The sequence below is a fragment of the Bacillus sp. BB081 genome (assembly GCF_008368895.1).
GTDB classification, from domain to species: Bacteria; Bacillota; Bacilli; order Bacillales; family Bacillaceae_G; genus Bacillus_A; species Bacillus_A wiedmannii.
This window is the reverse complement of the sequence record NZ_QOZX01000016.1, coordinates 259377-271902: the sequence shown is the minus strand read 5'-3', so window position 1 is coordinate 271902 and position 12526 is coordinate 259377. Positions and strand designations below refer to the sequence as shown.

17 protein-coding genes are annotated in these 12526 nt (G+C 36.9%); 9 read left to right on the top strand and 8 right to left on the bottom strand.

The features are described from left to right. Positions 1-435 precede the first annotated feature (435 nt). Positions 436-1017 (top strand): NAD(P)H-dependent oxidoreductase, encoded by a 582-nt coding sequence (locus DN394_RS09370; protein WP_098092332.1) that lies wholly within the window; start codon positions 436-438, stop codon positions 1015-1017. Between the two features lie 33 nt (positions 1018-1050). Here the strand turns inward: DN394_RS09370 and DN394_RS09365 are convergent, their stop codons facing one another. From DN394_RS09365 to DN394_RS09350, 4 genes are all read right to left on the bottom strand, one after another. After that, positions 1051-1581, bottom strand: a complete 531-nt coding sequence (locus tag DN394_RS09365) for an iron ABC transporter substrate-binding protein (protein WP_098092334.1) — start codon at positions 1579-1581, stop codon at positions 1051-1053. A 115-nt stretch (positions 1582-1696) separates the two neighbouring features. Beyond that, positions 1697-2461: a TIGR01457 family HAD-type hydrolase gene (locus tag DN394_RS09360; RefSeq protein WP_033662784.1), complete on the bottom strand. Its 765-nt coding sequence runs from the start codon at positions 2459-2461 to the stop codon at positions 1697-1699. A gap of 108 nt (positions 2462-2569) precedes the next feature. Further along, positions 2570-3202 (bottom strand): helix-turn-helix transcriptional regulator, encoded by a 633-nt coding sequence (locus tag DN394_RS09355; RefSeq protein WP_048528350.1) that lies wholly within the window; start codon positions 3200-3202, stop codon positions 2570-2572. 86 nt (positions 3203-3288) lie between these two features. After that, on the bottom strand, positions 3289-3729 hold the full coding sequence (locus DN394_RS09350; RefSeq protein ID WP_098084319.1) for a DUF86 domain-containing protein: 441 nt from the start codon (positions 3727-3729) through the stop codon (positions 3289-3291). A 147-nt stretch (positions 3730-3876) separates the two neighbouring features. Here DN394_RS09350 and glpX point away from each other — a divergent pair, with 147 nt between their 5' ends. The 3 genes from glpX to DN394_RS09330 all read left to right on the top strand — a co-directional run bounded on the left by glpX (position 3877) and on the right by DN394_RS09330 (position 5999). Then, positions 3877-4848, top strand: a complete 972-nt coding sequence (gene glpX / locus DN394_RS09345; RefSeq protein ID WP_000439090.1) for a class II fructose-bisphosphatase — start codon at positions 3877-3879, stop codon at positions 4846-4848. A gap of 16 nt (positions 4849-4864) precedes the next feature. After that, positions 4865-5131: a DUF3055 domain-containing protein gene (locus DN394_RS09340; protein WP_000392614.1), complete on the top strand. Its 267-nt coding sequence runs from the start codon at positions 4865-4867 to the stop codon at positions 5129-5131. A 370-nt stretch (positions 5132-5501) separates the two neighbouring features. Continuing rightward, positions 5502-5999, top strand: coding sequence for a cytoplasmic protein (locus DN394_RS09330; protein ID WP_098092338.1), 498 nt, complete (start codon positions 5502-5504; stop codon positions 5997-5999). Positions 6000-6035: 36 nt separating this feature from the next. Here the strand turns inward: DN394_RS09330 and DN394_RS09325 are convergent, their stop codons facing one another. After that, a complete protein-coding gene (locus DN394_RS09325; protein WP_002008894.1) occupies positions 6036-6347 on the bottom strand; it encodes a YutD family protein in 312 nt (103 codons plus the stop codon). A 115-nt stretch (positions 6348-6462) separates the two neighbouring features. Here DN394_RS09325 and DN394_RS09320 point away from each other — a divergent pair, with 115 nt between their 5' ends. Then, positions 6463-7041: a YhcN/YlaJ family sporulation lipoprotein gene (locus tag DN394_RS09320; RefSeq protein ID WP_046954398.1), complete on the top strand. Its 579-nt coding sequence runs from the start codon at positions 6463-6465 to the stop codon at positions 7039-7041. Between the two features lie 30 nt (positions 7042-7071). Here the strand turns inward: DN394_RS09320 and DN394_RS09315 are convergent, their stop codons facing one another. Continuing rightward, positions 7072-7803, bottom strand: coding sequence for a MerR family transcriptional regulator (locus DN394_RS09315; protein WP_098092339.1), 732 nt, complete (start codon positions 7801-7803; stop codon positions 7072-7074). 99 nt (positions 7804-7902) lie between these two features. Here DN394_RS09315 and DN394_RS09310 point away from each other — a divergent pair, with 99 nt between their 5' ends. Continuing rightward, positions 7903-8718, top strand: a complete 816-nt coding sequence (locus DN394_RS09310; protein ID WP_141475160.1) for a YhfC family intramembrane metalloprotease — start codon at positions 7903-7905, stop codon at positions 8716-8718. 23 nt (positions 8719-8741) lie between these two features. On the opposite strand, the gene DN394_RS09305 is transcribed toward DN394_RS09310, so the two are convergent. Next, positions 8742-9185: a hypothetical protein gene (locus DN394_RS09305; protein ID WP_141498616.1), complete on the bottom strand. Its 444-nt coding sequence runs from the start codon at positions 9183-9185 to the stop codon at positions 8742-8744. 134 nt (positions 9186-9319) lie between these two features. Here DN394_RS09305 and DN394_RS09300 point away from each other — a divergent pair, with 134 nt between their 5' ends. Continuing rightward, the gene (locus tag DN394_RS09300; RefSeq protein ID WP_097917423.1) at positions 9320-9874 is read left to right on the top strand and encodes a histidine phosphatase family protein; all 555 of its coding nucleotides are present in this window, start codon (positions 9320-9322) and stop codon (positions 9872-9874) included. Between the two features lie 74 nt (positions 9875-9948). Then, on the top strand, positions 9949-10428 hold the full coding sequence (locus DN394_RS09295; protein WP_000272726.1) for a YbaK/EbsC family protein: 480 nt from the start codon (positions 9949-9951) through the stop codon (positions 10426-10428). A gap of 20 nt (positions 10429-10448) precedes the next feature. On the opposite strand, the gene lipA is transcribed toward DN394_RS09295, so the two are convergent. Beyond that, a complete protein-coding gene (gene lipA / locus DN394_RS09290; RefSeq protein ID WP_000166369.1) occupies positions 10449-11345 on the bottom strand; it encodes a lipoyl synthase in 897 nt (298 codons plus the stop codon). Between the two features lie 189 nt (positions 11346-11534). Between lipA and DN394_RS09285 the strand changes: the two genes are divergently transcribed. Further along, positions 11535-12518 carry a M23 family metallopeptidase gene (locus tag DN394_RS09285; RefSeq protein WP_000944677.1) on the top strand — a complete coding sequence of 328 codons (984 nt, stop codon included), beginning with the start codon at positions 11535-11537 and terminating at the stop codon, positions 12516-12518. Positions 12519-12526 lie beyond the last annotated feature (8 nt).

Here is a 12526-nt window from a genome sequence, read left to right as displayed (position 1 = left end):
TATCAAACTCAAGCAATTGGCACATTTTGTCATCATGAAAGACACTCAAAAGAGTGTCTTTTTTTTATATCTTACAAGGACTTACTCATTTCAACATATAAACACATAAAATAATGTAACTCTTTACACCCATGAATCTTTTTCTAAAAGTTGTGAAGTAGACTCAAAATAAAAAAGCACTCTTGGCTAGAGTGCTTTTTACTTTCAAATAAGGAGGTTACATAATATGGATAGTACTCTCGTATTTAATTTCGGCATTGGTATTGTCATCATTTTATTCGTCTTCTTTGTTCTTTGTATGAGCGGAGTATAGAAAGACGATTTTTGGCGTCTTTTTATACATATCTATTATTTGACTCTCACAACGGAAGTAACCATACTAGTTACACAAACACATAAAAACTATTCACATATCCACAAATAGGAGGAAGAACAATGAAACATGTAATCGTTTATGCACACCCAAATACAGAAAGCTTCAACCATGCGATTTTAGAAACTGTAAAAAGTGAGTTAGAAGGAAAAGGTCATGAAGTACGCGTTCGCGATCTATACGAGTTAAACTTCAATCCAGTATTAGGCGCTTCCGATTTCATCTCATTTTCTCAAGGAAACACACCAGAAGATATTAAAGAAGAACAAGAGCATATCTCTTGGGCTGATAGCATTACATTCATTTACCCAGTTTGGTGGGCGGGTCTTCCTGCTATTTTAAAAGGATACGTTGACCGTATATTTAGCCACGGCTTCGCTTATGCTTACGGCGACAATGGTATTGAAAAGTTATTAAGCGGTAAAAAAGGCTTATTATTATCCACAATGGGAAATTCGAAAGAAGCATACACAGCAGGCGGTATGTTTGACGCAATGAAGAAAACAGCGGATGTTGGTATTTTTGAATTTACAGGCATCGAAACAATTGAGCATACATTCTATACGAGTGTTCCTTCTGTGGATGATAGTGTGCGTAAACAATATCTTGAAGAAGTGAAAGAAGTAGTGAATCGTGCATTTTAATAAAAAAACTCCGGTTTTAACAACCGGAGTTTTTTATTTCATCATCAATTTCGGAATATATCTTTGAAGAATGCTTTCTAATTCACTCATATCTTCTTGTCTAATAAGTAAATTCACATTGTCATTCATTTTTTCTCGCCCGCGATATAAAAATATATTTTCTTTTGGATTTTCCCATGTTGATGTTTTATAGCCTTTTAATTCTTCATATGAATAAAAGTTCAATCCATCTATTACACCGTTTTCATATATTTGTACACTTTTAATAAGATGGATAGCTATTAAAGTCATAAAACAACTTGCTACAACATAACTACCCGACTGAATAAGAAACTGTTCAGCTGTATCAATATTGCCACTTACGTACTGAGCATATATATACATACATTGTCCAATGAAATATGCTGGCCCAAGTAACGCAATCCACCGTCTCTTCACTCGAGGGTACATTGCAATGAGTTTTCCCGCACTTTTTTTCATTTTATTTATTTTATATATTTTCCATAGAACAAAGAACAAAACACATAATGTAAAAACAAACATCATACATGACATCCAGTACACTCTTATTCCCCTCCTCTAATATCATTACATATAAATTTTACATTATATATAACAACAGCACATATGCAATTATGCATAAAAAAACAGGTAACCTCTTCCGGTTACCTGTTTTTCATTACATTTTCTCAATCCACTCCGTCAAGTTATGCACAACTTGCGTCGGTTGTACTTCATATTCTGTTAACTTCTCCACAGTTGTGACTCCAGTGTGGACAAGAAGCGTATGCATGCCAGCATTTATTCCCGCTAAAATGTCTGTATCGTAGTTATCCCCAACCATTAATGCTTCATTTTTTTCTATGCCAAGCACTTTTAAAGCTTGTTCCATAATAATTGATTCTGGTTTTCCGATAAAGATTGGATCCACGCCTGTTGATACTGCTACAACTGATGTTAATGAACCGTTACCTGGTAATAATCCGCGCTCAGTCGGAATGGCAATGTCTCCATTTGTAGAAATAAACGTTGCGCCGTTACGCACAGCAAGACAAGCTTTTGCTAATTTTTCATATGTGATGTCACGATCTAAACCAACAACAACGAAATCAGGATTTTCATCCACAAGTTCAAATCCTTTTTCCACAAGCGCATCATGTAAGCCTTCTTCACCAATCATATATACAGTCGCATCTTGTTTACGTTCATAAATGAAATTCGCTGTAGCCATACTCGTTGTGAATACTTGCTCTGCTTCCGCTGGAATATCGAAACGAACAAGTTTTTCTGCCACTTGTTCTGGTTTACGCGTTGAATTATTCGTAACGAATAAATAAGGAATGCCGCGCTCTCCTAATGCTTTTACGAAGTCGCTCGCTTCTTCAATTTGTTCTTCTCCGCGATACATCGTACCGTCTAAGTCAATTAAGTAACCTTTATACATCATTATGTCTCTCCTTCTATGCTAACGTTCTCACCTTATCATACCACTCTTATATTACCCGCTTTTTCCAAAGAAAAAAACGCTTTACCTAAAAGCGCCCCATAACGTTCATTTTTTCTCTTTTACTTGGTAAGAACAACTACAATCGCCCTCGCACATATTTGCTAACGTCTTTACATCTGCTCCTGCAAATAAACGATTATACATCTCTTTTTCATCTTCACATACTTGCGGGAATCTCTCTGCAATTTCTTTTAACGGACAGTTTTGTTTTTCAATTACGAAAGAGTTCTCTCCATCTCTCTTTATTTGAACCATATAACCATTTTTCTCTTGCATAGCTGCTATTTCTTGCACTTTATATGCTAAATTCTTTTGATTACTCACTCGCTTTTGCAACTGCTCTTCCATTCGCTTCGTTCTCTCTTTTAAAACGTAACGAAGTATTTTTTCATCGCCCATTCGAGCTAAATCTTCTAGCATATCAATAGCAAATTGCTTATACTCCTTCGGGAATGTATCTTCTCCCTTTTCGCTTAATCCATACAAATAAGTTGGTCTTCCGACATGTTGTCTTACCATCTTAGAATAAATGAAACCATCTTTCTCAAGATTACTTAAATGTCTTCGGATCGCCATTTCTGTAATCTCTAAAACGTCAGCTAGTTCCGCTACTGTGTGCTCTCCCTTAACTTTCAACAATTGTACAATTTCATCTTTCGTCGTACGTGCTTCCCCCATGCTTAACCCTTCTCCCTTTTCCCTTTACTTTCTCACATACAATATAAGATCCCCAAAAGGCAGTCCCGGGGATCTTATAAGCATAATTATTCTGGTACAAATGCAGATACAGGTCCTAATTCCTTCTCTAAATAACTGCGAATATTTGCTGGGTATTTCTCTACCACTGCAATATGTTTTTGAATCGTCTTATATAATTCATCATGATTCATTTGAATATAATCTTGCGTAAGCATTTTTCGAAGAAGGATAATTTCTTTCATTCCTTTTCCTTCTTCTGCACTTATCACTCGCTCGTCCATCAAAATATCAATAATATCTTCATAACTTCCTGGATCGCGCATAATAAATCCATCAATCATCGCATTCCCTACATCTAATACACAATCAATAATTAGATGAGCTATACGTTCTAATGCGTAAAATTCAAACTCGGTTTCATATATCTTTTTCTCTTGAAATGTACTTGTTGCTCGTTCTAAACATACTAGCATTTGTTCTATTTTCTTTCTGTCTACAAAATACATGAATGTCACCTACCTGGAAATTAAAGCATTTACATTTTAATTGTAACGCTTTCTTCTGAAAAAATCGACAATTTTTCGAATTCACCTTTTCTCCGTTATTTGTTATAGTTATATTTGTATGATTTTTGAAATTGGAGGAATGGAATCTTGGAACGTGAACTCGCACTAGAAATTGTCCGTGTAACAGAAGCAGCAGCATTAGCATCCGCACAGTGGATGGGCCGCGGAAAGAAAAACGAAGCAGATGATGCAGCAACTACAGCAATGCGTGATATGTTTGATTCAGTAAACATGGCAGGTACAGTTGTAATTGGTGAAGGAGAACTTGATGAAGCACCGATGTTGTATATTGGTGAAGAACTAGGAACAGGTAACGGTCCAGAAGTAGACATTGCCGTTGATCCATTAGAAGGTACAAACATCGTTGCAAAAGGTCTTGCAAATGCAATGGCAGTTATCGCAATCGCAGATAAAGGAAACCTTCTTCATGCTCCTGATATGTACATGGAAAAAATCGCGGTTGGTCCAAAAGCAGCTGGTAAAATTAGCTTAGATGATCCAATTGAAAAAACAATTGAAATTGTAGCAGAAGCTAACAATAAAAAGATTCGCGATCTAACAGTTATCGTGCAAGAACGTGAACGCCATCAAGATATTATTGACCGTGTTCGTGCAAAAGGTGCACGCGTAAAATTATTTGGTGATGGTGATGTTGGTGCGTCAATCGCAACAGCACTACCTGGAACGGGTATTGATTTATTCGTAGGTATTGGCGGAGCTCCAGAAGGTGTTATTTCTGCAGCAGCATTAAAATGCCTTGAAGGTGAAATGCAAGCTCGCTTAGTTCCAATGAACGAAGAAGAAGAAGCTCGTTGTCGTGAAATGGGATTAGAAGATCCTCGTCAACTTCTTATGTTAGATGACTTAGTATCTGGGGATGATGCAATCTTCTCAGCAACTGGTGTATCTGCTGGTGAGTTATTAGACGGTGTTAAATTCCTTGGCGGAGATCTAGCTGAAACATATTCTATCGTTATGCGTTACAAAACAAGAACGGTACGATTCATTAAAACGCATCACCATTTAGATCATAAACCACACTTAAACTTAGATATTTAATAAAGGAGCCATGTGTATGGAAGAACGTTTCTTTCTGTACGACGATACAGTCGCTACAAGAACTCGTTTCGTTAGCTTTATGGGAGAAAATGAGCGTCATGATTTAGCGCTTTTATACTCCGATCGTCATTACGGTAAAACAATTGTCCTTGATATACAGCGCAATAGATTTGCAATCATCGGTCCTGACGATTTAAACGAACCAGGCTACTTAGAGCACGCATTTTCTATGACTGAAGAAATTGCAGAAGAACTACGCTCATTTTTATTTGAACTTATATAATTTATCTCAAACACCTGCTATTTTAGCTGGTGTTTTTTCACTTTAAGTATTTTGAATTTTCAATCTTATATGTTATAATTAAGAATAAATCTATTTGGATAGAAAGGACGTTATCTACGTATGCCGACATTTACTTTGTAATGGACCAGCAATTGGATAGCATTACTCTCAAAAAAGCACCACGCTTTTTCAAGGGAGTAGTCTGCCCATTCTCATTACAAAGGAACGTAACGCATCTGTAGTATGATGTTTACGGAGCTTCCTAAGGGAATCTCCTTTTATTTTTGTCTATTTTTCATGCCTTCATACTACAAGACATCCAAATAGCTGTATTACGTTCCTTTACCACTAATATAAGAGGTGAAGGAAAATGCAGAAAGTACAACTTTCTTGGAGTTTATATGAAAATGAGCAAGGTACAATTGAAAAGTATTGTAAAAATTGCAGACGCACTACCTTATTTACTGACACGAATATTCGTAGGCATAACGCCAACGGAAAAAATATATATCGTTTTGCCATTTATAAATGTCCGAAAGATCATACGTGGAACCAAAAACTTCGTATTTATAAATCATTTACTGATCATGTGGAAACAGTCGATATGACGCAGCAAGATCAAACAGAAACAACTACTACCATTTCCATTACGCAACATAAAGAAAACGGCATAGCCGAAATCACGATCGTATTAGATATCGTTTTCGGTTCCCACCGAATGGATAAAGCTTTATCCACATATATTTCCGACTGGAGCCGTACATGCATTGTGGATAAAATTAAAAATGGGGATATTCAATTGAACGGACAACAAATGAAACCAAATACAATACTTTCTGAAGGCGATCATATCTCGATTTGTTTATAATGCAAAAAATCCTCTTACAATCGTAAGAGGATTTTTTTATTTCTTCACTTTTCGTAATACGAAGTGTGCACAACCGAAATTACAGTACTCGTATAAATACTCCGTTAACGTACTAATTTTCGTATCATATGTCGAACGTTGATTACTATCATCAAAGAAACCGCGCAATCTAAGTTGCTCATAACCCCAATCCCCTACGATGTAATCATATTTATTTAAAATTTCTGCATAACGCTCTTTAAATGCTTCTTCACTAAAACCGTCACGAAAGTTTTTAATTACTTCGTACTGCACATTATTAATGCTCACCGTAGCATGCATCTCTTGCTCTTGCTTTTGCTCCATCATTAACTTCCTCTCTAAGCATTCTTCTTTTTATCGTATCACAAAGCATACCAACCAACAATTTCAAATACAAAAAATTGAAAATTAGTGCATGCTATGGAGAAGGAGGTGATACATCGTGAAAAAACAAATTATACTCTCTCTCCTCACTCTTTCCTTATTCGCAGGCTGTCAATCATCTAATAAAGCCGAAATGGAACGTGAAGAAGGAAGTCGTGTTCTTGTTTCCAATAAAAACGACATGTATCATACGGAAAATACAAATACAAGATTAACGAGAGTCGGTTATTCATCTAAACAAAAACATGAAGTATCTAACAAACAAGTAGGAGCCATTAACCGTGAGAAAGTCGCTGAAATGATTACAAGCATGACAGTCAAACTTCCTGACGTTACAAACGCTGCTACGCTCGTTACCGATGATGAAGTATTTGTTGTATACCGTGCAAACACAACGGATCCAAAACTCGTAGCAGATCAAGTATATAAAGCTGCTTTGTCCATCGTCCCTCGCTATTATAAAGCATATGTATCAACAGACCAAAAGTTGATTTCTCAAATTCAAGGCCTTCAATCAGGTAGCTTAAATGATACAGAATATACACAGAGCCTCGACATGCTAAAGCGAGAAATGAGCAAAAATCCTCATTTAAACAATACGGGGGATCAGACTTTGAATGATATGATTAAAAAATAAAAAAGGTGGAGAAAACCTCCACCTTTTTTACTATTTCTTACGATCCGCATAAACCGTCATCGCATCACACATAAACTGCGCTAACCCCTCACCAAACTTATCGATATTTTTTGTGAAGCGCTCATCTGCGACGTACATTTGACCGAGTCCTTTAAAAGCATCTAATGAATATTCTCCGAAGTTTTGCAAGTAATCGTACCATACCCCGATTGCTTCTTGTGCCTCTTTAGAATCTGGTGCGCCGTGTCTAAGCGCCGCTAAATTTCTGTAAATCGTATTAAACTCTTCTTGATTTTCTTTTGACATACCTTTCGCATATTCATTCGCTTTATCTACAGCTGCGTCTCCCCATCTTTCACGCGCTTCTTCTTCGTACGGATTATGGCTGAAATCAAAGCCTTCAAATTTCTCTTTATTCGTCATTTCAATCTCTCCTTTTGTATGCTGAATTGTTTTATCAATCGTCGCAATCACCTTATCTAATCTGGCACGTTTTTCAAGAAGCATTTTCTTATGAAGCTGTAGTGCTTCTTCGTGGTCAAATGATGGACTCATGATAATTTCTTTAATTTTCTTCAAAGGGAGGCCTAGCTCTTTAAAAAATAAAATTTGCTGCAATGTCTCTAAATTTTCATTGGAATACAGACGATATCCAGACTCTGTCGTCTCGTCTGGGGTTAACAACCCAATTTCATCGTAATGATGCAGTGTGCGCACACTAATTCCAACTAAATTAGCTACTTCTTTTACCTTCATTGTCATGTGTATCTCCCCCTTAATACATACGATAAAGTATGACGCAACGTTAGAGTCAATAAGTAAATTCATTTTTTGTTAAAAGTTTCATCTCCACTATATTTCATGCATAATAGATATGTACATATATTAGAAAGCGGTGAAAGTATGGTTTCAAATACTGTAATTGCCAGCATCATATTTCAACTCGTTGTTTCGGTTCTGGTCCCAATTATTGTACTCGTTTATTTCCGTAAAAAATATAATATTAATTGGAAAGTGGTCGGCGTTGGTGTTCTTATCTTTATTGGATTTACCCAAATTCTCGAAACACCGTTCCACCTATTTATGCGTGGTAATCCAGCAATCGCTCCATTTTTAGAAAATCCGTTTATCTTTGCAATTTATGGCGGACTAACTGCTGGTATTTTTGAAGAATTAGGACGCTTCGTTGCCTTCTTCTTCCTACTAAAAAAATATCTAGAATATAAAGATGGCTTCGCTTATGGAATTGGTCACGGCGGGATTGAATCCATTTTAGTTGGCGGATTCTCTGCATTGCAGACACTTATATTCGCTAATGCTATTAACAATGGTAGCTTCGCTCAAATGGCAGAAAAACTACCACAATTAAATCTTGTAAAGGATATGTTAATAGAACAACCTGCTTATTTATACTTCCTTGGCAGCTTTGAAAGAATTATGGCTCTTGTATTGCAAATTGCCTTTACGATGCTTGTCTTATACGCAGTAAAACAGAAGAAATATATCTTCCTTGTTTACGCTATATTATTCCACGCATTTGTAGACTTTTTCGCGGCACTTTATCAAACAAAAACAATTAACATCTTTGTTGCAGAAGGAATTACCCTTCTCTTCACAATTGGTGCTGTCATTCTTATTCGTAAAATGAAAGAGAAATTAATGAGTGTACCGGAATAAAAAATAACCCACCAACTGGTGGGTTATTTTTTACCACGTTTTTCGCACTGATGATAACTCTTACCCTCTTGCAGCTCCCTCTTTGTTTCTGCGTCTATAACGATGTACTTATGAAACTCTTCTACTTCATTTTGAGAAAAGGAAGCGAAAAAATAAACTTGGCGATCAGGATGAACAAAAAAATCTTGAAGCATCACACTACTCCGACAACCCATGGCTGTTTTTTGTAGGAAAGAAAATTCCTCATCAGCCACTTCTTTAAATAAGATTTTTTTCCGAACACTATATGCTGCATTGTTGTATTCTTTATAGATTTTCTTATCTAAATGTTCGTAAAACACATCCTCACTCACAAACGATTTATTTCGATTGCTTGGATAATTTAATTTTTGATTGGATTCTGCATATGTTGTGGACAAGTGTATAAAAAAACAAAGACCGAATATAATACATATCATTTTTTTCATCATTACACCTCAAATGTTCATTTATCCACATTACTTTTCCACATATTTAAATCAATATGCCGTTTCCAATAAAAAGGGATTTTTCCCGCATTTGTCGAAGTATATAGCGTCAACTTGAAAGATGGGGATGAATTATGAAGAAATTGATTGTAATACGACATTGTTCAGCAACTGGGCAAGAACGTGATGCCGAATTAACGATTGCAGGAAAAAATCAAGCAAACACTCTTGCTACATTCCTCTTAGAAAACCAACTACAAATAGATCATATTATTTCAAGCCCATTTGTGCGAGCTACCGATTCTATTCGGCCCTATGCGCTCCAAGCTAACTTGTCTATCCAAGAAGATGAACGATTAGCTGAACGCATATTAAGCAACGTTCCAATGGACGATTGGTTGCAAAAACTAGAATCTACTTTTACAAATATAGATATTGCCTTTTCAGGCGGAGAGTCAACAAAACAAGCGACGGATCGTGCTATATCACTTATCCAAGGCGTTTTAAAGTTAAAGCATACTACAACACTACTTGTTACACACGGCAACTTACTCACGCTCATTTTAAAGCACTTTGATCATACGATCGGCTTTATTGAATGGAGAGCTTTAACGAATCCTGATATTTACGAAATTACACTCGATAAACAATGTCTCCTAAAACGATTATGGGAAGCACCGTCCAAGTAATATCTCTTTCCAACACATTCAGTTGACGCCACGAGAAGAAACTGTACTAACAATAGAAAGGGGTATCACTCCATATGTACGAAGATGTACTTGCTTTACTACATAAAACAAATGCTTCTTACGAAAAGTTTGAACACGAACCAGTACTCGATTATGAAACAGATCGTATCGTACGTGAAAGGCTTGGCTTACACGGCACTCCAAGTAAAAGCTTATTTTTAAAATCAAAGTCTGGAGATTATTACGTATTTTTTACGTTAGAGGGTACAAGGCTCAACCGAGGAGAGATGAAAGAAATAACAGGAGAAAGCTTATCTCTCTGTTCTCCTGATGAGCTAAGAGAAGAAACAGGCTGTACTCCAGGATGTGTAGCTCCTTTCGGTTATTCACAACATGTAACGATTATTGTGGATAGTGCTATTTATGCTTACGATAAAATTTTAATTACACCTGGTGTACCTGAATTTACAATTGAATTATCCACAGAGGAATTAAAGAAAATCTTATTAACATGCCCAAATACTGTTTTAGAATATAAACAAAAAGAGAGCTAATGATTAGCTCTCTTTTTTCATTATTTTGCTTCTGCTGTTTTTTCTTTTGCAGAACGAACCTGCTCGTCCGCATGGTAAGAAGAACGCACAAGTGGGCCAGCTTCACAGTGGCTAAAGCCTTTGCTAAGTGCAATTTCTTTAAGCTCTGCAAATTCTGCTGGTGGATAATATTTAAGAACTGGTAAATGCTTCTTAGATGGTTGTAGGTATTGTCCAAGAGTTAAAATATCCACATTGTTTGCACGTAAGTCATCCATCGCTTCAATTAAATCTTCTCTCGTTTCACCTAAGCCCACCATAATGCTCGATTTAGTTGGAATATCAGGCTGCATTTCTTTCGCTCGACGTAAAAACTCTAATGAACGGTCATATTTTGCTCTAGCGCGAACTCGGTCAGATAATCGACGTACTGTTTCAATGTTATGGTTTAAAATATCTGGTTTTGCATCCATTAACATTTTTAAGTTTTCTTCTACTCCACCCATATCAGATGGTAATACTTCGATTGACGTAAATGGATTTTTACGACGTACAGCGCGTACTGTTTCAGCAAAAACAGCTGCTCCCCCGTCCTTTAAATCATCACGTGCAACCGCTGTTATAACAACGTGCTTTAAGCCCATTTGTACTACAGAATCTGCTACGCGTTCTGGCTCTTGTAAATCAAGCTCCGTTGGTAAGCCTGTTTTAACCGCACAAAAACGACAAGCACGTGTACAAACCGCACCTAAAATCATAAATGTTGCTGTTTTCCTTACAGCCCAGCATTCATGAATATTCGGACATTTCGCTTCTTCACAAACTGTATGAAGATTCTTAGAACGCATCATTTTCTTTAAGCCTGTATAGTTTTCATTCGTGTTTAACTTAATTTTCAACCATTCGGGCTTGCGCTTATATTCTGTTTGTTTTGTCATGGTTATCAACTCCGCACAATATGAAATAGTTTACCGTGTTCGCTTCTTTCAATGTAACATATCTATTCTAACGTATGAAAGCGATTTGCTCAAATGAAGATTCTAAGATTTTTTCCAATCGTTCCCTATAATGAAATACTCCGTATATCCCACACTAAAAAGAGTGATGTTGTGAAAGGAGTCTATTTCATGCTTCGAAAAATTTCTCTTTTGCTTTCAATTTGCTTTCTTCTCCACCAAAACATCGCTTACGGTGAAGATAATCAGCAAAGCATATATGAAAAGCGCATGGCACTATATAAAGAAACCGAGCAATCTTCAGGCATTCCGTGGTATTACTTAGCTGCAATGGATCAATACGAAAGAAATATACGGAGCGTAAGAAAAGATATTCCGAAAAAACCAGATGCCATTATTTCCCTTTATTTCAAACCAGAAATATGGGCTGGACCCGTTAATGGTAACGACACTCTCCCCCATACAATTTCTCTATTTGGTGGATTGGGTTTAGATGGTGACAAAGATGGATTTGCAAACGCAAATAACGACCGTGATCTTCTGCATACAGCAGCGACAATTTTAAAGAAACAAGGAACGTCCGAAGACCGTGTTCACATTATGCTTTGGGAATATTATAGACGTGCGAAAACAGTTGAATTAATTACCGAATACGCCCAAATTTATAAACATTACGGACGTATTAATTTAGAAGGAAATGCTTTCCCTCTTCCGATTCGTAGTGACCATAGCTACCGTAGTACTTTCGGTGCTGGAAGAAGTTTTGGGGGGCGGAGAGTTCATGAAGGAACTGATATTTTTGCAGGCTATGGTGTACCAGTAAGATCTACTTGCTATGGCATTATTGAAACAAAAGGCTGGAACCGTCTTGGCGGATGGCGCATCGGCATTCGCGACCTTCATAATAATTACCATTATTACGCTCATTTAGGCGGATTCTCAAAAGAAATACAGCTTGGACAAATTGTCGAACCAGGAAAAGTAATCGGATTTGTCGGTAGCACCGGTTACGGCCCTCCCGGCACAGCTGGAAAATTCCCGCCCCACCTACATTTCGGTATGTATAAAGACAATGGTTATACAGAATGGGCTTTCGATCCATACATGCATTTAAGTCTTTGGGAGCGAAAAGAACGCACGAATACAAAACGATAACCGTAGCA

Excerpts from the sequence above, each read along its gene's own strand:
- DN394_RS09350 (WP_098084319.1), bottom strand. The coding sequence starts at position 3,729 with ATGTATTTTGTAGACAGAAAGAAAATAGAACAAATGCTAGTATGTTTA.
- DN394_RS09340 (WP_000392614.1), top strand. The coding sequence starts at position 4,865 with ATGGAAGAACGTTTCTTTCTGTACGACGATACAGTCGCTACAAGAACT.
- DN394_RS09310 (WP_141475160.1), top strand. The coding sequence starts at position 7,903 with ATGCATAATAGATATGTACATATATTAGAAAGCGGTGAAAGTATGGTT.
- DN394_RS09295 (WP_000272726.1), top strand. The coding sequence starts at position 9,949 with ATGTACGAAGATGTACTTGCTTTACTACATAAAACAAATGCTTCTTAC.
- lipA (WP_000166369.1), bottom strand. The coding sequence starts at position 11,345 with ATGACAAAACAAACAGAATATAAGCGCAAGCCCGAATGGTTGAAAATT.
- DN394_RS09305 (WP_141498616.1), bottom strand. The coding sequence starts at position 9,185 with ATGAAAAAAATGATATGTATTATATTCGGTCTTTGTTTTTTTATACAC.
- DN394_RS09330 (WP_098092338.1), top strand. The coding sequence starts at position 5,502 with ATGCAGAAAGTACAACTTTCTTGGAGTTTATATGAAAATGAGCAAGGT.
- DN394_RS09325 (WP_002008894.1), bottom strand. The coding sequence starts at position 6,347 with ATGATGGAGCAAAAGCAAGAGCAAGAGATGCATGCTACGGTGAGCATT.
- DN394_RS09315 (WP_098092339.1), bottom strand. The coding sequence starts at position 7,803 with ATGACAATGAAGGTAAAAGAAGTAGCTAATTTAGTTGGAATTAGTGTG.
- DN394_RS09355 (WP_048528350.1), bottom strand. The coding sequence starts at position 3,202 with ATGGGGGAAGCACGTACGACGAAAGATGAAATTGTACAATTGTTGAAA.
- DN394_RS09285 (WP_000944677.1), top strand. The coding sequence starts at position 11,535 with ATGCTTCGAAAAATTTCTCTTTTGCTTTCAATTTGCTTTCTTCTCCAC.
- DN394_RS09360 (WP_033662784.1), bottom strand. The coding sequence starts at position 2,461 with ATGTATAAAGGTTACTTAATTGACTTAGACGGTACGATGTATCGCGGA.
- DN394_RS09300 (WP_097917423.1), top strand. The coding sequence starts at position 9,320 with ATGAAGAAATTGATTGTAATACGACATTGTTCAGCAACTGGGCAAGAA.
- DN394_RS09370 (WP_098092332.1), top strand. The coding sequence starts at position 436 with ATGAAACATGTAATCGTTTATGCACACCCAAATACAGAAAGCTTCAAC.